The organism is Ornithinimicrobium carbonis (genome assembly GCF_977012275.1).
Map to the genome: position 1 here is coordinate 3,207,809 of NZ_OZ348993.1, position 20,642 is coordinate 3,228,450.

Sequence of the window (20,642 nt, forward strand, 5' to 3'; positions counted from 1 at the left end):
GACGTGCCCCGTCGGCGTAGGCTGGCTGCATGTCGCTGCTCCGCACGGTCGCCCGCATCGGCCTCGGCCTGGCCATGGTGGGGGCCGGCGTGGGCCACCTGACCACCCAGCGGCAGGAGTTCCAGGCTCAGGTGCCGGACTGGTTCCCCCTGGACGAGGACCTCACGGTGCTGGGGTCCGGCGTCGCCGAGATCGCCCTGGGTGCGTCCTTTCTCGTCCTGCCGCGCAGGAAGCGGCTCGTGGGGGCCCTGCTCGCCGCCTTCTTCGTCGTCATCTTCCCCGGCAACGTCGCCCAGTACGTCGAGGGGACCGACGCGTTCGGCCTCGACACCGACCGCAAGCGTCTGGTGCGCCTGTTCTTCCAGCCCGTCCTGGTGCTGTGGGCGCTCTTCGGCGGAGGGTGGTTCGCACGCGACCGGCGGTCCCGCCCGTGACCGACAGGCTGCTGCTGGCGACGTCGGGGATCTTCGCCCTCAGCACCGCTGCGGCGAGCGTGGTCGCCGCCCGCCACCCGGCCGTCCCCGGAGAGCCGCTGGGTCTGCGCGCTCCGGGCAGCGTCGTGGCACAGCTGGCCGCGGGCTGGGGCGCCGGCGTCGCGGCACCGTGGCCGATGCCGGCCGTCGCGACCTGGTCCGCGTGGCGGGCGACGGGCGACGGACCCGGGCCCGCGCGGACGGTCGCCACCGTCGGAGCCATGGTCCTCGTCGGCACCGCCATCGAGCCGGTGACCTGGGGACGACGTCCCGCCACGGGCGCGGCCCGGGCCGCCATCGCGGCCAACCTCGCCAGCGGCATCTCGATGGTTCTCGCCGGAGCCCACCGCCTCAGGTCGCGCTGACGCAGGAGAGGGTTCCGGCGGGGCGACCTGGGTCAGCCCCGCCGCAGGCGGTTCAGCCGGAGACCTTGGCGATCCTCAGCGGACCGACGACCGAGAAGGTCCCCTCGGGGGTGGTGAACCGGGAGACGAAGTCGCAGGAGACGGCGCGTGCCTCGAGCCCCTTCTTCGTGCCGATGGTCCGAGCCTCCAGCAGCTCGTCCTCGACGTACAGGTCCTCCGACGGCTCCTCGACGTACCCCGGAGCGAAGTAGTGCGCACTGGTGAGGATGACGTAGTGGCCGGCGTAGGGCCCGTCCTCGATCCACAGGCTGTCGGCGGGCGGGATCGCCACCCAACGGCTGCCCTCCGTCGCACCCTCGCACCAGATCTCCGCGTCCGGCAACCACGTGCTCGGGGCTCCCGACGCCGCCCCCGCGACACCGACCGTGAGCAGCATCGCCGCCGCCCCGACCGCAGCTGCACTCGCCCTGACTCTTGTGCTCCTCATGGCTGACTCCTTCGTCGCGAGGTCGTCGTCGGCCTCGCCTCCCACGCTAGTCCTGGACCGTCCCCTGAGCGCCGAAGTGTCGGCGAGATCACAACGGGCACAGCGGGATCAGGCAGCACGTCGCGGCCCGTAAGACCGGGGCCGGGCGAGACGGGGGCAGCACGGCTCCATGGCGGACCAGACACCTGCGCCCGTGCATGTCCGGGTCGAGGAGCGACGTCCCGCCCGAGGTCCTGCTGCCGAGGCGCACGGATGCGTCCCTGCACCGCGCCATCGTCTACATTCTGCTCGTGAGTGCACAGGCCCCCTCGTCCGTCATCCTGGTCCGCGCGACGAAGTTCGTCCCCAACCCGGCGACCGCGGCCGACAACGCCTTCCAGCACGTCATTCCCGCGGGGCAGCCCACCGAGGAGACCTCCGCGCAGGCCCTCGCGGAGATGGACGCCCTCGCCCAGGCGCTGCGCGACGTCGGCGTGCGCGTGCACGTCTTCGACGACGACGACCACACCCGGCCAGACAGCGTCTTCCCCAACAACTGGCTCTCCACGCACCAGGGTGGCTACGTCGCGGTCTACCCGATGTACGCCTCCAACCGCCGCCACGAACGGCGCGGCGACGTGCTGGAGATGCTCAAGTCCACCTACCGGGTGCAGACGATCATCGACTACTCCGGCCTGGAGCCGGACGGCATCTTCCTCGAGGGCACCGGCGCGATGGTGCTCGACCACATCTCGCGGGTGGCCTACACCGCCGTCAGCCACCGCGCCGACACCAACGTCCTGGAACGGTTCTGCACCGACTTCCGCTACGAGCCGATGGCCTTCGAGGCCGTCGACGCGGGCGGGGTGCCGGTCTACCACACCAACGTCATCGCCTGCATCGGCACCGACGTCGCGCTCGTCGCGCTGGGCATGATCCCCGACGAGCAGCGCCGCGAGGAGGTGCGCGAGCGGCTCTCGGTCAACGGCCGACGGGTCGTGGAGATCACCGAGGAGCAGGTGCGCCACTTCGCCGGCAACGCCGTCGAGCTGTGCGGCCGCCGGCCCGACGGCAGCAAGCGCTACGTCATGACGATGTCGGGCAGCGCCCGCCGCAGCCTGCGCCCCGACCAGGTCGCGGAGATCGAGCGCTGCTGCGAGATCGTCGCCGTGGACGTGCCCACGATCGAGCTGGCCGGCGGCTCCGTGCGCTGCATGATCGCCGGCGTCCACCTCGACCCCCGCCCCGCCGAGGGCGGCGTGCCGACAGCGACCGCGGAAGCCATCGACGAGCACCCGCACACCGCGGACGGCCAGGACGTCGCGGAGGGTATGGCGTAGGCGCGGGTCGCGCTCTCCCCCCCACGGTCGAGTGCCCCGGCCGTGCGCCGCCGCGCACGGTCCAATCCGACCGGGCAGCCGGCTCCGAACCCCTGGCACCTCGACGACACCGGGTCGTCGGAACGCCACGAAGGAGCCATCATGAGGACACGCACCATCAGCGCCGCCGCAGTCGCCGCCGCGATCGCCTCGGTCGGGATCGCCGGGACCGCCACCGCCGCGCACGACAAGAACCCCTCCGCGCAGGTCGCCACCTACGCCTACGAGCTCGCCCCGGTGCAGGCCGACACGGTCGCGAACAGCCAGGGCTCCGGCTCCACCCGCATCACCGCCCTGCCCAACGGCAAGGTCCAGGTGAAGGTGCAGGCCTCCGGCCTCGCACCCGGCCTGCCGCACGCGATGCACCTGCACGGCGTGACCGACGGCGTCGACATGGGCTGCCCCGGCCCGGGCGCCGACAACGGCGACGGCATCGTCAGCGTGGTCGACGGCATTCCGTTCTACGGCGGCATCCTCGCCTCGCTCACCACCTCCGGCGACACGACAAGCGCCAGCGCCCTCGCGCTCGACCGCTTCCCGGTCGCCGACGCCGCGGGGCGGATCAGCTACACCCGCACCTTCGACGACGCGACCGCGTGGGCGAACGCCGACACCGCCCAGGTCGTCGTGCACGGCATCGACATCAACGGCGACGGCACCTACGACTTCGGGGCCGGCCCCTCCTCGCTCACCCCCGCGGCCCCGCTCGAGGCCACCATCCCCGCCCTCTGCGGCGGCATCGCCAACTGAACACCCCCTCACCCGGGCGACAGCCCTCCCGGGTCACCACAGGGTGGCCCGGGAGGACCGCCCCACGCGTCCGACCCGTGCGCCTACGCGGGTCCTCGCGCAGGAGCACCCTCCACCGGGCGCACCCGCCCCGGCCCGAGGGTGGCCCGCACCAGCTCAGTGCGGGCGCCCCACGGCATACCTCCGAACATCCCCCACATCGCCCGGGCCAGGCCTGCGGTGCGGGAGTCGCGGGACATGAAGTCGCGCTGCTGCTCCCGGGGAAGACGACCGAAGGCCTCGAAGAGGTCCAGCGTGCCCGCCGTGTCCAGGCGCAGGAGCGCGCGCAGGCCGGCCTCGCGCAGCACGTCCGCCGGACCGGGCGGGTCCGCCTCGGTCAGCATCCCGTCCGCCACCGCTCGTGCCAGCCCGTCCGCGCGGGCGAGCGAGTGCGCCACCGAGTAGCCGGTCACCAGGTTCCCACCGCGCCCCGCGACCCCGACGGCGACCGTCCCCTCGGGCGCCGGGCGGTCGCGTCCGCGCATCGGGATCCGGACGATCTCGCGGCCCTGGGGCTCCTCGACCACCCGGGGATCCACGCCGCGCGAGAGCAGGCGGTGCCGCAGCCGCCCGCGCAGCTCGGCGACCGGCATCCCGGGCGCCGCCGCCAGGCACGTCTCCTCCAGCAGCACCTCTCCCTGCCCCAGCGGGATCGCGTAGAGGAAGGTCGGCGTGGCGGAGGGCCGCGGGTCGTCGGTCCAGTCGGTGCGCCAGTCCATGAGCAGCGCCTCGGCGCCCTGCAGGGCGGGCTCGGCCTCGGCGGCGGGCACGACGATGCCGTAGGCCGTCTGCGCCGGCGAGGGGTCGTCCGGCACGGCGCCGTCGGGCCGGGCTCCACGGGCGTCGACGACCACCCGGGCCTCGGAGCGCAGCGCAGCCACCTGCGCGTCGGTGAGCCGCGCCCGGCGCACCTCGGCCCCCTCGAGGGGCCGGGCGGCCTGGACGGCGGCGTTGTCCAGGACGACGTACTCCCGGTCCATCGGGTGCTCGCCGTGCACCCTGATCTCCGGCACGGCGGCGCGGGCCCGGACCGCCGAGGGCGGCAGGTCGCCCAGCTCGTCGGCCCAGATGCCGTAGGTGGGGGTCCAGACCGCGTCCGGGCGCGGGTCCACGACGAGCACGGACAGGCCGTCGGCGCAGCAGCGCGAGGCCAGCGACCGGCCGGCGGGGCCCAGGCCGACCACGGCGACGTCGTGCCCGGCCACCTCAGGCCACCGGGACGTCTCGACGACGGAAGCCCAGGAACCCGGCCGCCACGAGCAGGGCGCTGAGCACCAGCAGGACCAGGACACCGGTGCTGGACGCACCGTCGCCCACGACGTCCTGCCCCACCGCCAGGAACGGCGAGGCGTCCAGCAGCACGTCCGGCAGGTCGAAGCCCGGTCCGAGGTAGGCCAGCAGGGCCGCCATCGCCAGGGCCGCCCAGCCGAGGGCGTGGGCGCGCGGGCGCCACCCGAAGAGCGCGACGGCCACACCGGCGAAGATCAGGACCGCCGGCGCCTGGGCGGCGGCACCGGCCAGGACGTCGCCCACCCAGGCGTCCTCCCCCAGCGAGGCCGCGGTCGTGCTGCCCAGCGCCAGCGCCCCCACGAGCCCGACGACGAGCGCCCCGGCCAGGACGACGAGCAGGTGGACCCCCAGCCAGGATCCCCGGGACCGCTGCGAGGAGAGGCCGACCTCGAGGCGACCGCTCTCCTCCTCCTTGCGCAGCGTCCCGACCCCGGCGACGACGAAGGCGGCCACCAGCATCGCCAGCATCATGACGAAGGTCGACATGACCGTGCGCAGGACCACCTCGGCCGCGGCCTCGACGTCCGCGCCCAGGAAGCCGCCGAGGGCCCGGTTCTCGGTGATGACGTCGATGACGGCCTGCGCGAGCGAGCCGTAGACCGCCATCAGCGCGGCCCCGACGACCGCCCAGCCGATCACCGCGCCCCGGTGCTGGCGGACGGCCAGCCCCAGGGGGGTGCGCAGCGCGGCCGAGGCCCGGGGTGCGGACCTCCGCGGCCGCACGAGCGCGCTGCCCACGTCGCGCCGGTCCAGGAGCCAGAACGCCAGGGCGACGAGCGCCACCCCCACGCCGAGGGCGAGCAGCAGCGGCCAGGCCCGGGCGTCGCCGAAGGCGCGCACCTGGTCGACCCAGCCGTGCGGCGAGAGCCAGACCAGGCCGTTGCGCTCCAGCGCACCGATCCCCCGCACCAGGTAGAGCAGGACGGTCAGCGCCAGCCCGATCCCCCAGACCGCCCGGCCGTGCTCCACGACCTGGGCGGCCACGGCGGTGATGCCGACGAAGACGAAGCCCAGCGCGGCGATCCCCAGCCCGTAGAGCAGCGACCCCCGCGCGTCGGCGCCGAAGGCGGCCATGGCGGCACCGCAGCCGAGCCCGGTGAGCAGCACCGCCCCGGAGGCCACGAGCACCGCGGCCAGCAGCGGCGCCCTCCGGCCGATGCGTGCGGCCAGCAGCAGCTCCAGCCGCCCCGCCTCCTCGTCGCGCCGGGTGGCCCGCGACGTCAGCGCGATCGCCATGAGGGGCAGCCCGAAGGACAGCACGAAGCCGAACTCGTTGGCGAACACCCCGCCGAGCGTGTCCAGCCCCGCCACCCGCCCGTTGAGCACGGCCATCGCGTCGCCGCCGAGGGACTCGGCATACCCGCGGATCTTCTCCGGGGTGTCGTACAGGGCGCCGATCGAGGATCCGGTGAGCACCATCACCCCCACCAGCGCCAGCACCCACACGGCCAGCGCCTTCCAGCCGGTGCGCAGCGCGACGAGCACCATCGTGCCCACCCCCTGGGTGCCGGGGCCGAGCACCCCCGTCCGGGACTCGCGGTGGGTGCCCGTCATGCCCGCTCCGCCTCGGGCGTCGCGTAGGCCTGCAGGAAGAGGTCGTCGAGGCTGGGCGGGGTCACCGTGAGGGTGTGGATGCCCGCCTCGTGCAGCGCCCCCACCAGGGCACCGACCGCGTCGGGCTCGGCGCTGGCGTGCAGCTCGGTCCGGCCCTCCTCGTCGGTACCGGTCTGCACGTCCGCCACCCCCTCGAGACGGTCCAGGGCGGGAGCGCGCACCGTCACCGCCCGCACCGCGCTGTGGGTATGCCGTCGCAGCTCGGTCAGCGTGCCCGTGGTCACGGTGCGGCCGGCCCGGATGATAGAGACCCGGTCGGCCAGCGCCTCGACCTCCCCGAGGAGGTGGCTGGAGAGCAGCACGGTGGTGCCCTCGGCGCGCCGCTCGTGGACGACCTGCTGGAAGACCTCCTCCATGAGCGGGTCCAGGCCGGCCGTCGGCTCGTCGAGGACCAGCAGCTCCACGTCCGCCGCCAGGGCGGCCACGAGGGAGACCTTCTGCCGGTTGCCCTTGGAGTAGTCGCGGGAGCGTCGCGTCGGGTCCAGGTCGAAGCGCTCGACCAGCTCGGCCCGCCGCCGCTCGTCGACGTGCCCGTGCGCGCGGGCCAGGATGTCGATGCACTGGCCACCGGTCAGCCCCGGCCACAGCGTCACGTCGCCGGGCACGTACGCCAGGTGCCGGTGCAGGCGCACCGCGTCGGTCCACGGGTCGCCGCCGAACAGCTCGACCCGGCCCCCGTCGGCCCGCATCAGCCCCAGCAGGACGCGGATGGTCGTCGACTTGCCCGAGCCGTTGGGACCGAGGAAGCCGTGCACCTCCCCGCGTCCGACCTCCAGGTCCAGCCCGTCCAGGGCCTGCACCGCGCCGAACCGCTTGCGCAGGCCGTGGACCGTGACCAGCTGCTCGCTCATCGTGCTCCTCCCCCTCGTGCGTCGTCGCCCCCGTCGTCCCCGCCCTCGCCGTCCTCCGGTCCCGGCGGCGCCGACGGCAGGTCTCCCCGCAGCGGTCCGGCCCCCTCCAGGTCCTCCAGCGTCATCCGGGCGCGGTCGAGCTCCTCGGTGTCGTCCCGCACGGCCTCCAGGTCGCGGCGGGCCGCCTCCACCCGCTCCTCAGCGCGGCCACCGTCGGCGTCCCGCTCGGCCTGGATCTCGGTCAGGGTGAGCCGCTCCTGGGCCCGCGCCACCGCCCGGGCGTAGGCGGCCTCCGCCTGCCGGACCAGCTCGCGGGCAGCACGCACCGCGTCGGTATGGCGTGCCGCCGGGTCGGCCGCGGGCGCAGGGTCCACCGACGCACCCCGGCCCGGGGCGTCGACCCCGGGTGCCGCCGGTGTGCCGGCGGCACCGCGGGGCGCCCCTCCCGGTCCGCCCGACCGCACCTGCCGCAGCAGCAGGTAGACGGAGACGACGACGAGGACGAGCAGCAGCAGCGGGATCAGCCGGACCAGCATGGATCCACCTCCGCCCCGAGCCTATCCGCCGCCGCCGACGTGCCTCAGGCCTCGATGACCACCGGGATGACGAGCGGGTTGCGCCGGTGCTTGCGCTCGGCCCAGCGGGAGACCGCTCTGCCGATCCGCTTCTCCAGCTCCCCGGGGTCGCCGATCCCCTCGGCCGCCGCGGCGGCCAGCGCCTTCTCGATCTCCGGGACCGCCGCGTCGAAGATGGTCTCGTCGGTGCCCAGACCCCGGCCCACGAAGTCCGGCGGCTCGGTCAGCTGGCCGGTCTCGGCGTCCACGAGGGCCACGACGGTCACGGTGCCCTGCCGGCTGAGGGTGACGCGGTCGCGCAGCTCCTCGTCGGTGACGTCGCCGACCGTGCCGGCGGAGACGTAGACGTAGCCCGCCCGCACCTTGCCGGTGACCTTCACCCGCCCGTCGACCAGGTCGACCACCATGCCGTCGTCGATCACGGGCACCCGGTCGGGCGCGATCCCGGTGGCGACGGCCAGGTCGGCGTTGGCCCGCAGGTGACGCCACTCGCCGTGGACCGGCAGGACGTTGCGCGGCTTGATGAGGTTGTAGCAGTAGACGAGCTCGCCGGCGCTCGCGTGGCCCGAGACGTGCACCTTGGCGTTGCCCTGGTGCACGACCTTGGCACCCCAGCGGGTCAGCCCGTTGATGACGCGGGAGACGGCGTTCTCGTTGCCGGGGATCAGCGAGCTGGCCAGCAGCACGGTGTCGCCCTCGCCGATGCGGATCTGGTGGTCGCGGTTGGCCATCCGCGACAGGGCCGCCATCGGCTCGCCCTGGGAGCCGGTGCTGACCAGCGTCACCTTGTCGGCCGGCATGTCGTCGAGCTTCTTGACGTCCACGACCAGCCCGCGGGGCACCTTCAGGTAGCCCAGGTCCTGGGCGATCTTCATGTTGCGCACCATCGAACGGCCGACGAAGGCGACCTTGCGCCCGTGCTGGTGCGCGGCGTCCATGACCTGCTGGATGCGGTGGACGTGGCTGGCGAAGCTGGAGACGACGATGCGGCCCGGGGCCGTGCGGAAGACGGTCTCGATGGCCGGCGTCAGGTCCCGCTCGGCGGTGGTGAACCCGGGCACCTCGGCGTTGGTGGAGTCGACGAGGAACAGGTCCACGCCCTCGTCCCCCAGCCGTGCGAACGCGCGCAGGTCGGTCAGCCGCTCGTCGAGGGGGAACTGGTCCATCTTGAAGTCACCAGTGTGCAGCAGCAGCCCGGCCGCCGTGCGCACCGCGACCGCCAGCCCGTCGGGGATGGAGTGGTTGACGGCGATGAACTCGCAGTCGAAGGGCCCCCACGACTGCCGGTCGCCCTCGGCCACCTGGATCGTCTTGGGACGGATCCGGTGCTCCTTGAGCTTGGCCTCGATGAAGGCCAGGGTCAGCCGCGAGCCGATCACCGGGATGTCGTTGCGCTCCTTGAGCAGGTAGGGCACCGCCCCGATGTGGTCCTCGTGACCGTGGGTCAGCACGATGCCGACGATGTCCTGCAGGCGGTCCCGCAGCATCGAGAAGTCAGGCAGGATGACGTCCACGCCCGGCTGGTGCTCCTCGGGGAAGAGGACGCCGCAGTCGATGACGAGCAGCTTGCCGCGGTGCTCCAGGACGGTCATGTTGCGGCCGACCTCGCCCAGGCCTCCCAGCGGCACCACGCGCAGTCCGTTGCGGGGCAGGGAGGGCGGGGCGCCCAGTTCGGGGTGCGGGTGGCTCATGGATCTCCTCGTCGATCAGGGGTATGGGGTCTCCGGCGGCACGCGCCGGTGCTGGGGTCGACCCTACTCGCCCACGGAGGTGACCCACGCGTCACACGGCGGGCACGGCATACCCCCGCCGGAACCGGCACGTCCGCGCCGTCAGCCCGGGCGCCCCTCGGCGAGGACCGCCATCGCCTCGGCCACGGCGGTGGCCCTGGCCGGCCCGAGCACGTCGACGAAGGTCTCCTGGACGACCTCGCGCACCCGCTCCTGCAGGGTCGCCGCGAGCTGCGCACCCTCGGGGGTCAGGGTCAGGTAGATCACCCGACGGTCCTCAGCGCTGGGGACGCGCAGTGCCAGCGAGCGGCGCACCAGCCGGTCGGCGACCTTGCTCACCCCTCCGGTGCTGAAGGCGACCTGCCCGGCGAGCTCGGCCATCGGCAGCCGCTGGTCGGGGCTGCGGCCCAGGCGCAGCAGCGCCTCCGACTCCGCGGGGGTGAGCGAGAGCTCCTGCTCCACCGTGCGGTGCAGGTGACGGTTGGTGCGCTGGAAGCCCTCGATGACGTGGCCCCACAGCGACACCGGGTCCGTGCTGATGCCACCGCCTGCCGGAACGACGCCCCCACCCGCCGGGCCGTTGCCGGGCGTCCCGAATGCCGTCACGGCGCTCTCCTCCTTCGGGCAGACGTTCCGCGGGACCTCGTTGACACGGAAACAGTTTCCGTGGAAATAATATCAGCAGCGGTCCCGTTGAGCATGGTGACACCGACGGGACCCGTCGGACCCGATCCCCGAGGAGGGACACCATGACGGCACGGACCAGCGGCCTGCACCACGTGACGGCGATCGCCGGCGACCCCCAGCGCAACATCGACTTCTACATCGAGGGCCTGGGGCTGCGCCTGGTGAAGCGGACCGTCAACTTCGACGACCCGTCGACCTACCACCTCTACTACGGCGACGAGTCGGGCAACCCGGGCTCGCTGATGACCTTCTTCCCCTGGCGCGGGGTGCCCAAGGGCCGCGTCGGCGCCGGGCAGTCCACCTCCACGGCCTTCTCGGTCCCGCAGGACAGCCTGGGCTGGTGGAAGGACCACTTCGCCGGGCTGGGCGTCGAGCCCACGCTGACCTCCAGCAACGGCGAGGACCGCCTGCTCGTCCGCGACCCCGACGGCCTGGTGATCGAGCTCGTCGCCTCCTCCACCACCGACCCGCGCGACGCGTGGGACTCCGCCTCCGTCCCGGCCGAGCACGCCGTGCGCGGCCAGCACTCCTCGGTGCTCACGGTCGGCGACCCCGCCGGGACGCTGCGCGTGCTCACCGAGGACCTCGGGATGAGCGTCGTCCAGGAGGAGGGACCGCGCACCCGGGTCGCCGCGGGTGACGGCGGCCCCGGCCACGTCGTCGACGTGGTCGCCGACCCCCGTGCCCAGGAGGGCCTGACCGCCGGCGGGACGGTGCACCACATCGCCTTCCGCGTCCCCGACCAGGCGACGCAGGAGCAGTGGCGCCAGGATCTCGTCGAGCGGGGCCACCAGGTGACCGCGATCCTGGACCGGCAGTACTTCACCTCCATCTACTTCCGCGAGCCCGGCGGCGTCCTCTTCGAGATCGCCACCGACACGCCGGGCTTCGACATCGACGAGCCCCTGCTCGAGCTCGGCCGCTCGCTCAAGCTGCCGCCGTGGCTGGAGCCCAGCCGCGAGGCCATCGAGCACTCGGTCGTCCCGATCGAGCTGCCGCAGGAGAACAACCCCACGCTGGACGGCTCGACGGGGACCGACCGGTGAGCGCCCCCGAGACCCTCCAGAACTGGCCGCACCTGTTCGTCTCCGGCGAGGACGACGCCCCGGTGCTGCTGACCCTGCACGGGACGGGCAGCAACGAGCAGGAGATCTCCGCCCTGGCCCCCGAGCTGGACCCGCGGGCGGGCGTGCTCGCCCCGCGCGGGCTCGTGCGCGAGCACGGTATGCCGCGATGGTTCCGTCGGATGGGCGAGGGGGTCTTCGACGTCGACGACGTCGTGCTCCGCGCCGGCGAGCTGGCCGGGTTCGTCACCGCCGCCCGCGAGCACTACGGGCTGGGCGACCGCCCGCTGGTCGCCGTCGGCTTCTCCAACGGCGCCAACATCGCCCTGGCCACGGCCATGCTGCACCCGGACGTGGTCGACCGGGTGGTCGCCTTCTCGGGGATGTACCCCTTCGCGGACCGCGACGAGGCGGCGGACAAGGACCTGCACGGCGTCCGGGTCACGACCCTCAACGGGCGCGCGGACCCGATGGCTCCGCTCGACAGCGTGACCCGGCTCGTCGAGGTGCTCCGGGACAGGGGCGCCGACGTCGAGCAGCACCTGCGCGAGGGTGGCCACGGCATCTCGCCGCAGGACCTCGCTGCGGGTCGGGAGGCCGTGTCGCGGCTCGCCTGAATCCTCGGCGAGCCTCGGCTGGACCCGTGGGGCGGTGCGGTCGAGCCCGACCGCCCGCCCCTGGCCGTCAGACCGGCCGCCCGCCGGTGCCCGGCAGGTCCCCCTCCCACGCCGCCCGCAGCACCTGCGCCAGGCTGTCGCGGTCGACCGGCCGGGGGTTGGACGGCGGGACCTGCCCGAGGACCAGCTCGGTGGCCTCGGGCAGGTCCGACTCCTGCAGCCCCAGCTCCCGCAGGGACCGTGGCGCGTCGAGCTCGTCGTAGAGCGCGGCCAGCCCGGCCACCGCGTCCTCGGCGCCCAGCGCCTCGGCCAGCCGCCGCGCGGCTCCGGGCGCAGCCGGGGCGTTGAACGCCAGGACGTGGGGCAGGACGACGGCGTGCATCTGCGCGTGCGGCAGGTCGAACCGGCCGCCCAGCACGTGGCAGATCTTGTGGTGCAGCCCCGACCCGGCCGCCGCGAAGGCCACGGCCGCCAGGTAGGCGCCCGCCAGCGCCCGTTCCCTCCCCCGCAGGTCCTGCGGGTCGGCCACGACCAGCGGCAGCTCCTCGGCGAGGAGCCGGACCCCCTCGGTGGCCAGCCCCGTCGCGACCGGGTCGGCCCGTGGACCCCACAGGGAGTCGACGCAGTGCGCCATCGCGTTCAGCCCGCTGGCCACGCTCAGCCCCACCGGCATGGACACGGTGAGCTCGGCGTCGTAGACGACCGTCCGCGGCAGGACCCGCCCGTCCGACCCGGTCCTCTTGCGGCCGTCCTGCGTCATCCCCCACACGTCGGTCGCCTCCGACCCGGCGTAGGTCGTCGGCACGGCGACCACCGGCAGGGCGGTCGTCAGGGCCACGGCCTTGGCCAGCCCGGTGGCCGACCCTCCCCCGATGCTGACCACCACGTCGACGTCGTGCTGCTGCGCCGCCGCGCGGGCCTGCTCGGCGCTGGCGACCGGCACGTGCTGCACGACGTCCTCGAACCACACCGCCACCCCGGTCCCCTCCAGCAGCCGGCGCGCGACCGCCGCGGCGCTGCCGGTCACCACCACCATCGGGCGGCGGGACCCTAGCTGCTCGAGCTCCTCCCGCAGGTTCGCGGCGGCGGACCCGCTGCCGAAGAGCACCCGCTGCGGAAGGGTCCGGTGCTCGAAGGTCAGCCGGTCCGGGGTAGGCCCTGGTGCGCTCATGGCCCCATCCTGCCCGGGGCGGACGGGGCGGGCCCGGCGACCCACGGCATACCCCCGTGGACCTAGGATCGGTCCTGCCGCGCAGGAGAGGGAGGACCCCGTGACGCCCGTGCTCACGGCCATCGGCTTCGCCTTCAACACCGCCCTGCTCTTCGTGCTCACGCGACGTCTGCTGGGGGTACCGGTCGGGTGGTTCCGGACGCTGCTCGTCGCGATCGTCGTCACCGGGGCGATGAGCGGGTTCCTGGAGCTGGCCAGCGAACGGCTCGGGATCACCAGCGACGGCGGTCTGGCCGAGCCCTCGGACGACCTCACCGTGGTCGCGCTGGTGCTCCTGCTCCTCGTCGCGTGGGGTGTCGCGCTGGGCGTCGGTGGGCTGGTGCTCCTCGAGGCCCTCGTCCCCACCGGGACCCTGCCCTCACCGGTCGCGGTGCTGCGGGACCTGCCCGCCCGGCGTCGACGGAGCCGCCGGTACGGCCAGATCGTCGCCGTCGCGGTCAAGCACGGCCTCGGCGGCTTCCTGCGCGCCGGGTCCCGCCTGCCTGAGGACCACGACCACGCCCGGCTCGGACGGCGGCTGCGGATGGCCTTCAGCGACGGCGGGGTGACCTTCGTCAAGCTGGGTCAGATGCTCGCCACCCGGCCGGACGTGGTCGGCCCCGACCTGGCGGCCGAGCTGGGGCAGCTGCAGGCGGACACCCCGCCGCAGGCCTGGCCGGACATCGAGAGGACCCTCCGCGCCGAGCTGGGTGAGGGGTGGCGGGACGAGTTCGCCGCGTTCGACGAGGAGCCGCTCGCCGCCGCGTCCGTGGGACAGGTCTACCGCGCGGACCTGGCCGACGGTTCGCCCGTCGTCGTCAAGGTGCAGCGGGCAGGGGCGCAGGAGCAGGTGCGTGCGGACCTGGACATCGTGCTGCGGATGTCGCGCTGGCTGGAGCGGACCACGCCCTGGGGCCGGGCGCTGGGCGTGCGGAACCTGGCGGAGGGTTTCGCCGCCAGTCTCACCGAGGAGCTGGACTACCGGGTCGAGGCGGCCAACGCGGCGGCGGTCGCGGCCGGGACCGGTCCCTCCGCGGGTGCGCCGGTCGGCACCGGCCCGCAGGCCCGGTCTCGCGAGGACGCCGGTGCGGACGCGCTCGTGCGCGTGCCCACGACATACCCCTCCCTGACGACGTCGCGGGTGCTCGTCATGGAGCGGGTCGCCGGCGTGCCCCTGTCCCGGGCCGACGCGACGCGGGGGCTGGACGCGACGACGCGCGAACGGCTCGCGCACGCGCTGCTGGGCAGCGTCCTGACGCAGGTGCTGCAGACCGGCGTCTTCCACGCGGACCTGCACGCCGGCAACGTCCTGGTCGAGCGGGTGGGCCGGCCCGCCGGCGACGACGGTGCCGACGGTGCCGACGGTGCCGACAGGCCCGGTGGCGAGGGTGGGAACGACGACGCCACCGGTCCGGCTCGGCTGGCACTGCTGGACTACGGATCGGTGGGCCGTCTGGACCGCACGGCGCGGGACGCGGTGGGCCGGCTGCTGTTCGCGGTGGACCGCGGCGACTCCCTCGGTGCCGTCGACTCCCTCTGCGACGTCATCGACGCACCCGCCGGCCTGGACGACCGTGCCCTGGAGCGCGAGGTCGGGGCGGTCATCTCCCGGGTGCAGAACGGCAGCGCCGGACCCACCACCAGCGTCTTCGGGGACCTCTTCGTGCTCGTGGTCCGGCACGGGTTCACCGTCCCGCCGCAGATCGCCGCCGCCTTCCGGGCGCTCGGCGCGCTCGAGGGGACCCTGCAGGCGCTGCATCCCGAGCTGGACCTGGTGACCGCGTCGCGGTCGGCCGGTCAGGACTACCTCGGTCAGAAGCTCAGCCCCCAGGAGGTGCGCGCCACGCTGGAGGAGCACCTCGTCCACGTCCTGCCCATCCTGCAGCGCCTCCCCCGGCGGGTGGACGCGATCGCGGCCGCCGTGCAGAGCGGTGAGGCGCAGCTGCGGGTGCGCTGGCTGGCCGACCCGTCGGACCGGTCCTTCGTCACGGGCGTGGTGAACCATCTCGTCATCACCGTCCTCGCCTCCGTGCTGGCGCTGAGCGGCGTGCTGCTGCTCGTCGCGCCGGGCGGACCGGCCCTGCCCCCCACGATCGACCTCAACCCGCTGCTGGGCGGGACGCTGTTCCTCTTCGCCTTCGTGCTCGGCGCGCGCTCGCTCGCGCGGGTCTTCCGCGACCCGGGGCCGTCGCCACGCCGGGGCCGCTGAGCCCCACCGAGGAAGCCGTCCCTGGGCGGAGGGCGCGGGTGGTGCGACCGTGGCTACCGGGGCTCGACCGTGTAGCGGATGGTCTGGGCGACGATCTTGCCCTGCTCGATGAGAAAAGAGTCGACACCGTCCCGGACCCTGACCTCGGCGTCCTCGTAGGTCCACTCCAGCAGGCCCATCCGGCCCTCGACGGCGACGTGGGTGTACTCGAAGGCCCGGTGCTCGGGCAGCTCCTCGGCGAGCATCCGGGCCAGCTCCCTGACACCGTCGTGCCCGCGGAACACGCCCCGGTTGATGAGGACCACGACGTCGTCGGCCACGTTGCGCCGGAGGTCCTCGGAGATCATCCGTTCCACGGGCTCATCGACCCAGCTGTTGGCGATGGCGAGGTGATCGTCGAGCACCTGCCGGGCGGTCCGACGGTCGAGGTCGTCCACGGGAAGCTCCTCCTGACCCATTCCTCCATGGTGGAGGCTCGGCGCCGGTGGGGCAAGAGGCCCCCTCGGTGTCAGGCGGCGGCCTCCGACCGCTCCTCGGCGTCGAACTTCCCGCCGCGGACGGCCTCCATCGCCCTGGTCCAGCGCAGGAGCTGGTCGAGCATCGGCCCGACGGACCGCACGACCGGCTCGGTCGGGGCGAGCGTGGAGAAGTTCTCGAAGTCGTGGAACAGCGACAGCGACACGGTGGCCCGCACGTGGGCCATCTGCATCTGGGACAGGATGACGCGCAGGTGCTCGACCGCACGTGCCCCGCCGACCCCGCCGTAGGACACGAACGCGGCGCCCTTGTCCTGCAGCTCCGGGGAGAGGTAGTCGATCGCGTTCTTCAGCGCACCGGTGATCGAGTGGTTGTACTCCGGCACCACGAAGACGTAGCCGTCGTAGCCGTCGACGGCCGTCGACCACCGCTGCCCGGCCTCGCTCTGCGGCGAAGCCATCGACGGCGAGGCCGGCTCGGCGAACACCGGCAGCTCGAAGTCGGCCAGGTCCAGGACCTCGAAGTCGGCGTCGCCGCGGGCGTCGGCGAGCGACTTCACCCAGGCGGCGACCTCGAGGCTCTTGCGTCCCGGGCGGACGCTGCCGGTCACGATGGCGATCTTCGTCACGGTGTCGTTCTCCTCTTCACAGATCGCTGCGGGTAGGTCCCACGGCGCATGTGTGTGAAGCGTCAACTACCGCCGGATGTTCCCCCGCCCGCCGTGGCCCTCGTCACAGCTCAGCGTTCGACCGCCGCCCGGTCCCACCTCGCCGTCGTGGCGGCCGCCTCGTAGGTGCTCTGGAGGAAGTCCAGCAGCACCGCGTCCGGGTCGTCGGCGGCGCGCACGGCCGCGTACGGCAGGACGAACTCGCCCAGCTCCTCGTCGAAGCGCGCAGCGGAGGGCCCCGGCGAGCAGGTCCGGAAACCGTCGGGTTCGGGGTAGGCGTAGGAGTAGAAGAGACCCTCCTCCTCGCCACCGGGCCAGTACCCTGCGCTGCTGACCTCGTGCGAGTAGGCCTCGTGCATGACGTGCGGCCCGCAGTTCGGCACGCCCCCGGGGTGCGGAGGTGCACCCCGGCCCGAGAACCGCGTGGTCGCCAGGTCCAGCGCGCCCCAGAACAGGTGCACCGGGCTCGACTTGCCCACGAACCGGGCGCGGAAGACGTCCAGAACCCGCCCGGTCTCGACCATCCCTCGCCAGAACCTCGTCACCGCCTCGGCGTCGTAGGCATGGTGCACCTCGTCGTCGACGAAGGGGATGGCTCCCGGGATCTCCACGGGCACCGGCCAGATCTCGGTGGCGAGGTCGAGCTCGTCCAGCCGCCCCATCAGCGCGGCGTGGAAGTCGCGCACCGACCTCGGCTCGAGGGCCATCGACCCGGCCTCCCCCGTCGTGGTCACGATGTCGAGCCGGTGCGCCACGAGGTCGAGGTCGATGGTGAAGCTGCGCCCGGGCCGGTCGGGCATCAGGGAGGTCGTCAGGCCCCGGCCGGTCAGGTAGAGCGGGGCGTTCCACCAGTGGTTGAGCAGCGGGGTCCGGGCGATCCGGATCTTGCCGACGACCTGCAGCCAGAGGGTGAAGGTGTCCCGCGTGTCGACCCACCCCTCCACCGGCAGCTGCGGCCAGGCGGAGCCGGTCACGTCGGAGACGGGTCGTAGGAGGGCGCCGGTCCGGCCCCGGGGACCTCGAACGCCACCTCGTCGACGTAGCACCACCACCAGTGCTCACCCGGCTCGAACGACCGGATCAACGGATGGTCCTCGTGCTGGCGCCGGTGCGCGGTCGCGTGCTGGTTGGGCGAGCTGTCGCAGCACCCGACGTGACCACACGTCATACAGATGCGCAGGTGGACCCAGCGGTCCCCGGTCCGCAGGCAGTCCTCGCACCCCTGCGCGGAGGGTATGACGTCGCGCACCGTGTCCAGGTGCGTGCAGGGAGGCGTGGCCATGGGTTCTCCTCGGGTACCGGAGGTCTCATGCTAGGGGCGCCCGCCGTCCGGGCGCAGGATCAGGTCAGGGCTTGCCGGTGCAGCTGCGCCAGGCCCGGGTAGTGCCCGATGCCGTCCCGCAGACCGGCGCGCTCCTCGTCCGTCAGCGGGCGCCGCACCCTGGCCGGCACGCCGGCGACCAGCGACCCCGGCGGCACCTGCGTCCCCTCGAGCACGACGGCGCCGGCCGCCACCAGGCACGACTCCCCGACCACCGCTCCGTTCATCACCACCGCCCCCATGCCCACGATCGTGCCGCCACCGACCGAGCACCCGTGCAGCACGGCACCGTGCCCGACGGACACGTCGTCGGCGACCGTCGCCGGGAACCCTGCGTCGGCGTGCACGACCACGTTGTCCTGCAGGTTCACCCGCTCCCCCAGGGTGATCTGCTCGCTGTCGCCGCGGACGGACGCGCCGTACCAGACGCTGCTGCCCGCCCCGATCCGCACGCTGCCGCTGACCACGCTGTGGGGCGCCAGCCAGGCGTCGGGGTCCACCTCCGGCCGCCGCTCGCCCAGGGGCAGGACCAGACCTGATGCCGTCATCGTCGTCTCCTCGCTCCAGATGGATGTCCACCATCCTTCCGCAGCCGGCGCAGGCACGTCCGCCCGTACCGGCCACGACTCCGGGGGGGCCGCGCCGGTCTGTCCTACGTGCCCCGCTCGCTCGAAGGCCCCCCTCCACCGCGCCGGGACAGCAACCCCTTGACGTACTCCGCCTGCCCGAGGTGCTTGGCCGCGTCCTCGAGCACGGAGTAGATCCGCACCGCGACCGTCACCGGCGGGTCCCAGCTCTCGTCGAGGACCCGGCCGTAGTCCTCCTCCCCCAGGTCCTGCAGGAGGCGCCGGGTCAGGTCGTGCACCGCGGCGGCATACCCCTCGAGCAGGGCCGGGTCCCGGACCTCGAAGCGGCTGACGTCCCCGGCGTCCTGGCCGTAGCCGTGCGCGTCCGGGGCGTAGGGCAGGTCGAACCGCTCCTGCCAGCCGTCCGCACGCCATACCTCCTCCTCGCCCGCGACCTGGGCGAGCTGGGCGTCCTGCTGGCGGCTCAGGTGCCACAGCAGCCAGCCGACCGGGTTGGCGTCGATGCCGGCACGCCACCGCAGGTCCTCCGCGTCGAGCCCGTCGAGGACCTCCCTCACCCCCTCCTCGATGCGCTGGAAGCCGTCGAGCAGGACGGCGCGGACGAGGTCGGTCGCAGCAGCGGTCATGCCGTCAGTGTCCCCACGACGAGCGGCACCCCACAACCGGTCGGTCCCGCCAGGGGTGAGCGTCCGGAGCCGGCCCGGTCGTCCCGCGAGAGGCCACGGCCCCGGACGGTCTCGTCCGGGGCCGTGGACCCGTGGGTTGTGCCGACCTGCGCCCGCCGGGGCGGGCGCCGCCGGTGCCGGCTCACTCGAGCGCGTTGAGTTCGGCCCCGAACCAGGTCGTCCTGGAGGTCGCCCGGTCGCCGTCCACGTTCTCGGCGTCGATCGCGGTGCCGCATCCGTCGTCGTCGACGACCACCATGGGGCGCGGTCCCCCGTCGGCGGCGAAGGCGGCCATCCCGGTCGCACCGAGCACCCCCGCGATCGCACCGGCGGACAGGCTCGTGAGCATGCGACGGCCCAGCTGTGCGTTCATCCTCGGTCATCTCCCTGTGTCCGACCCCTGCCCGGGCTCCGCTGCCCGGACCGTCGGGGTGCAGCTGCGTGCTGCACCTCCACCGTGCCTCGCCCGGCTTGTCGTCCGCTCAACGCCGGCCAAACGCCGGTACCGGACGTCCCGGGGGCTACGCCTGCGAGGCCCGCCACTCCTCGATCTCGGCGACCAGCTCCGCCCGGCGCCGCGACGTCACGAAGGCCGCCTCGGCGCTGTTGTGCGCCAGCGTCGCCAGCTCGTCGGTGCTCAGGCCCAGCGTCGAGGTCAGCTCGCGGTAGTTGTCGTCCACGTAGCCGCCGAAGTAGGCGGGGTCGTCGCTGTTCACGGTCACCACCACCCCGCGGTCCATCAGCTCCCGCAGCGGGTACCCGTCCAGCGAGTCGACCACCTGCAGGCGGACGTTCGAGAGCGGGCACAGGGTCAGCGGCACCCGTTCGGCGGCCAGCCTGTCCACCAGCGCGTCGTCCTCCAGCGCCCGCAGCCCGTGGTCGACCCGCTCCACGCCCAGCACGTCGAGGACCTCGGTGACGTTCGCCGCCGGCCCCTCCTCACCGGCGTGCGCCACGCGGCGCAGCCCGTGGGCGGCGGCCAGCTCGAACGCGTCGCGGAACGGTGCGGCCGACCCGGTCTCGGAGGAGCACAGCCCCACCCCGAGGAGGGGCACGTCGACGTCCAGCGCCTCGCGCAGCGCGGCGGTCGCCTCCTCGCCGGGCAGGTGCCGCAGGAAGGTGAGGATGAGACCGGTGCTCACCCCGTGCTCGGTCTCGGCGGCGCCCAGGGCGGCGGACACCCCGCGCAGCGCCACCTCGGCGGGGATCCCCCGGGCCGTGTGCGCCTGCAGGTCCAGGAACACCTCGGTATGCCGCACGCCGCCGGCCGCCGCGCGTGCCAGGTAGGCGCGGGTCAGGTCGGCGAAGTCGTCCTCCGTGCGCAGCACCGCCATGTTGGCGTAGTAGAGGTCCAGGAAGTGCTGCAGCCCGGTGAAGTCGTAGCGCGAGCGCAGGTCGTCGACGTCGGCCCACGGCAGCTCGACGCCGTTCCGCTCGGCGAGGGTGTAGATGAGCTCGGGCTCCAGCGTGCCCTCGAGGTGCAGGTGCAGCTCGGCGGTGGGGATCGTCATGGGGGCATGATGGCAGGACGAGGGCCGTGGGACGGATCCAGGCTCCGGTGTGCTGATCATCTGCGGCACCTACCCTCCGAGGTGCTCGCGCGGGC

At 73.8% G+C, this 20,642-nt stretch carries 23 protein-coding genes; 7 read left to right on the forward strand and 16 right to left on the reverse strand.

Annotated features, from left to right (window positions below; translation table 11 throughout):
- The first annotated feature begins 29 nt into the window (after window positions 1–29).
- Both ACWHYA_RS14745 and ACWHYA_RS14750 read left to right on the forward strand, forming a co-directional pair.
- The gene (locus tag ACWHYA_RS14745; RefSeq protein ID WP_425942814.1) at window positions 30–434 is read left to right on the forward strand and encodes a DoxX family protein; all 405 of its coding nucleotides are present in this window, start codon (window positions 30–32) and stop codon (window positions 432–434) included.
- Window positions 431–838: a hypothetical protein gene (locus tag ACWHYA_RS14750; protein ID WP_425942815.1), complete on the forward strand. Its 408-nt coding sequence runs from the start codon at window positions 431–433 to the stop codon at window positions 836–838. Before ACWHYA_RS14745 ends, ACWHYA_RS14750 begins: the two co-directional genes overlap by 4 nt.
- A 52-nt stretch (window positions 839–890) precedes the next feature.
- Here ACWHYA_RS14750 and ACWHYA_RS14755 read toward each other — a convergent pair whose 3' ends face one another.
- Complete coding sequence (locus ACWHYA_RS14755; protein WP_425942816.1) at window positions 891–1,325, reverse strand: hypothetical protein; 435 nt, start codon at window positions 1,323–1,325, stop codon at window positions 891–893.
- Between the two features lie 290 nt (window positions 1,326–1,615).
- Between ACWHYA_RS14755 and ctlX the strand changes: the two genes are divergently transcribed.
- Both ctlX and ACWHYA_RS14765 read left to right on the forward strand, forming a co-directional pair.
- A complete protein-coding gene (gene ctlX / locus ACWHYA_RS14760; protein ID WP_425942817.1) occupies window positions 1,616–2,644 on the forward strand; it encodes a citrulline utilization hydrolase CtlX in 1,029 nt (342 codons plus the stop codon).
- Window positions 2,645–2,785: 141 nt separating this feature from the next.
- Window positions 2,786–3,433: a hypothetical protein gene (locus ACWHYA_RS14765; RefSeq protein WP_425942818.1), complete on the forward strand. Its 648-nt coding sequence runs from the start codon at window positions 2,786–2,788 to the stop codon at window positions 3,431–3,433.
- A gap of 83 nt (window positions 3,434–3,516) precedes the next feature.
- On the opposite strand, the gene ACWHYA_RS14770 is transcribed toward ACWHYA_RS14765, so the two are convergent.
- The 6 genes from ACWHYA_RS14770 to ACWHYA_RS14795 form a co-directional block, all read right to left on the reverse strand.
- Window positions 3,517–4,677, reverse strand: a complete 1,161-nt coding sequence (locus ACWHYA_RS14770) for a lycopene cyclase family protein (protein WP_425942819.1) — start codon at window positions 4,675–4,677, stop codon at window positions 3,517–3,519.
- 1 nt (window position 4,678) lies between these two features.
- On the reverse strand, window positions 4,679–6,316 hold the full coding sequence (locus ACWHYA_RS14775) for an ABC transporter permease (RefSeq protein WP_425942820.1): 1,638 nt from the start codon (window positions 6,314–6,316) through the stop codon (window positions 4,679–4,681).
- Complete coding sequence (locus ACWHYA_RS14780; protein WP_425942821.1) at window positions 6,313–7,227, reverse strand: ABC transporter ATP-binding protein; 915 nt, start codon at window positions 7,225–7,227, stop codon at window positions 6,313–6,315. The genes ACWHYA_RS14775 and ACWHYA_RS14780 overlap by 4 nt, the downstream gene beginning before the upstream one ends.
- Window positions 7,224–7,763, reverse strand: coding sequence for a hypothetical protein (locus ACWHYA_RS14785; RefSeq protein ID WP_425942822.1), 540 nt, complete (start codon window positions 7,761–7,763; stop codon window positions 7,224–7,226). Before ACWHYA_RS14785 ends, ACWHYA_RS14780 begins: the two co-directional genes overlap by 4 nt.
- A 44-nt stretch (window positions 7,764–7,807) precedes the next feature.
- On the reverse strand, window positions 7,808–9,493 hold the full coding sequence (locus ACWHYA_RS14790) for a ribonuclease J (RefSeq protein ID WP_425942823.1): 1,686 nt from the start codon (window positions 9,491–9,493) through the stop codon (window positions 7,808–7,810).
- Window positions 9,494–9,634: 141 nt separating this feature from the next.
- Window positions 9,635–10,138 (reverse strand): MarR family winged helix-turn-helix transcriptional regulator, encoded by a 504-nt coding sequence (locus ACWHYA_RS14795; protein WP_425942824.1) that lies wholly within the window; start codon window positions 10,136–10,138, stop codon window positions 9,635–9,637.
- A gap of 143 nt (window positions 10,139–10,281) precedes the next feature.
- Here ACWHYA_RS14795 and ACWHYA_RS14800 point away from each other — a divergent pair, with 143 nt between their 5' ends.
- Together ACWHYA_RS14800 and ACWHYA_RS14805 are read left to right on the forward strand one after the other, a co-directional pair.
- The gene (locus ACWHYA_RS14800) at window positions 10,282–11,265 is read left to right on the forward strand and encodes a ring-cleaving dioxygenase (protein WP_425942825.1); all 984 of its coding nucleotides are present in this window, start codon (window positions 10,282–10,284) and stop codon (window positions 11,263–11,265) included.
- A complete protein-coding gene (locus tag ACWHYA_RS14805; RefSeq protein WP_425942826.1) occupies window positions 11,262–11,900 on the forward strand; it encodes an alpha/beta hydrolase in 639 nt (212 codons plus the stop codon). Before ACWHYA_RS14800 ends, ACWHYA_RS14805 begins: the two co-directional genes overlap by 4 nt.
- A gap of 67 nt (window positions 11,901–11,967) precedes the next feature.
- Here the strand turns inward: ACWHYA_RS14805 and ACWHYA_RS14810 are convergent, their stop codons facing one another.
- Window positions 11,968–13,071, reverse strand: a complete 1,104-nt coding sequence (locus ACWHYA_RS14810) for a maleylacetate reductase (RefSeq protein ID WP_425942827.1) — start codon at window positions 13,069–13,071, stop codon at window positions 11,968–11,970.
- Between the two features lie 100 nt (window positions 13,072–13,171).
- On the opposite strand from ACWHYA_RS14810, the gene ACWHYA_RS14815 reads away from it, so the two are divergent.
- Window positions 13,172–15,319, forward strand: a complete 2,148-nt coding sequence (locus tag ACWHYA_RS14815) for an ABC1 kinase family protein (protein WP_425942828.1) — start codon at window positions 13,172–13,174, stop codon at window positions 15,317–15,319.
- 53 nt (window positions 15,320–15,372) lie between these two features.
- Here ACWHYA_RS14815 and ACWHYA_RS14820 read toward each other — a convergent pair whose 3' ends face one another.
- The 8 genes from ACWHYA_RS14820 to ACWHYA_RS14855 form a co-directional block, all read right to left on the reverse strand.
- Entirely contained in the window at window positions 15,373–15,756 is a 384-nt protein-coding gene (locus tag ACWHYA_RS14820; RefSeq protein ID WP_425942829.1) for a nuclear transport factor 2 family protein, read from the reverse strand.
- Between the two features lie 71 nt (window positions 15,757–15,827).
- Window positions 15,828–16,424: an NADPH-dependent FMN reductase gene (locus ACWHYA_RS14825; RefSeq protein WP_425942830.1), complete on the reverse strand. Its 597-nt coding sequence runs from the start codon at window positions 16,422–16,424 to the stop codon at window positions 15,828–15,830.
- Between the two features lie 110 nt (window positions 16,425–16,534).
- Window positions 16,535–17,437 (reverse strand): DUF5996 family protein, encoded by a 903-nt coding sequence (locus ACWHYA_RS14830; protein ID WP_425942831.1) that lies wholly within the window; start codon window positions 17,435–17,437, stop codon window positions 16,535–16,537.
- Window positions 17,434–17,745 carry a UBP-type zinc finger domain-containing protein gene (locus ACWHYA_RS14835; RefSeq protein ID WP_425942832.1) on the reverse strand — a complete coding sequence of 104 codons (312 nt, stop codon included), beginning with the start codon at window positions 17,743–17,745 and terminating at the stop codon, window positions 17,434–17,436. The genes ACWHYA_RS14830 and ACWHYA_RS14835 overlap by 4 nt, the downstream gene beginning before the upstream one ends.
- Before the next feature lie 59 nt (window positions 17,746–17,804).
- The gene (locus ACWHYA_RS14840) at window positions 17,805–18,332 is read right to left on the reverse strand and encodes a gamma carbonic anhydrase family protein (protein ID WP_425942833.1); all 528 of its coding nucleotides are present in this window, start codon (window positions 18,330–18,332) and stop codon (window positions 17,805–17,807) included.
- A 104-nt stretch (window positions 18,333–18,436) separates the two neighbouring features.
- Window positions 18,437–18,997 carry a mycothiol transferase gene (locus tag ACWHYA_RS14845; protein WP_425942834.1) on the reverse strand — a complete coding sequence of 187 codons (561 nt, stop codon included), beginning with the start codon at window positions 18,995–18,997 and terminating at the stop codon, window positions 18,437–18,439.
- A 181-nt stretch (window positions 18,998–19,178) separates the two neighbouring features.
- Entirely contained in the window at window positions 19,179–19,409 is a 231-nt protein-coding gene (locus tag ACWHYA_RS14850; RefSeq protein ID WP_425942835.1) for a hypothetical protein, read from the reverse strand.
- Window positions 19,410–19,557: 148 nt separating this feature from the next.
- A complete protein-coding gene (locus ACWHYA_RS14855) occupies window positions 19,558–20,547 on the reverse strand; it encodes an adenosine deaminase (protein ID WP_425942836.1) in 990 nt (329 codons plus the stop codon).
- Window positions 20,548–20,642 lie beyond the last annotated feature (95 nt).

Bases quoted from the DNA above. Each gene is read 5' to 3' on its own strand.
- ACWHYA_RS14745 (WP_425942814.1), top strand. From the start codon at position 30: ATGTCGCTGCTCCGCACGGTCGCCCGCATCGGCCTCGGCCTGGCCATG.
- ACWHYA_RS14755 (WP_425942816.1), bottom strand. From the start codon at position 1,325: ATGAGGAGCACAAGAGTCAGGGCGAGTGCAGCTGCGGTCGGGGCGGCG.
- ACWHYA_RS14765 (WP_425942818.1), top strand. From the start codon at position 2,786: ATGAGGACACGCACCATCAGCGCCGCCGCAGTCGCCGCCGCGATCGCC.
- ACWHYA_RS14775 (WP_425942820.1), bottom strand. From the start codon at position 6,316: ATGACGGGCACCCACCGCGAGTCCCGGACGGGGGTGCTCGGCCCCGGC.
- ACWHYA_RS14780 (WP_425942821.1), bottom strand. From the start codon at position 7,227: ATGAGCGAGCAGCTGGTCACGGTCCACGGCCTGCGCAAGCGGTTCGGC.
- ACWHYA_RS14785 (WP_425942822.1), bottom strand. From the start codon at position 7,763: ATGCTGGTCCGGCTGATCCCGCTGCTGCTGCTCGTCCTCGTCGTCGTC.
- ACWHYA_RS14790 (WP_425942823.1), bottom strand. From the start codon at position 9,493: ATGAGCCACCCGCACCCCGAACTGGGCGCCCCGCCCTCCCTGCCCCGC.
- ACWHYA_RS14800 (WP_425942825.1), top strand. From the start codon at position 10,282: ATGACGGCACGGACCAGCGGCCTGCACCACGTGACGGCGATCGCCGGC.
- ACWHYA_RS14810 (WP_425942827.1), bottom strand. From the start codon at position 13,071: ATGAGCGCACCAGGGCCTACCCCGGACCGGCTGACCTTCGAGCACCGG.
- ACWHYA_RS14835 (WP_425942832.1), bottom strand. From the start codon at position 17,745: ATGGCCACGCCTCCCTGCACGCACCTGGACACGGTGCGCGACGTCATA.
- ACWHYA_RS14840 (WP_425942833.1), bottom strand. From the start codon at position 18,332: ATGACGGCATCAGGTCTGGTCCTGCCCCTGGGCGAGCGGCGGCCGGAG.
- ACWHYA_RS14845 (WP_425942834.1), bottom strand. From the start codon at position 18,997: ATGACCGCTGCTGCGACCGACCTCGTCCGCGCCGTCCTGCTCGACGGC.
- ACWHYA_RS14850 (WP_425942835.1), bottom strand. From the start codon at position 19,409: ATGAACGCACAGCTGGGCCGTCGCATGCTCACGAGCCTGTCCGCCGGT.
- ACWHYA_RS14855 (WP_425942836.1), bottom strand. From the start codon at position 20,547: ATGACGATCCCCACCGCCGAGCTGCACCTGCACCTCGAGGGCACGCTG.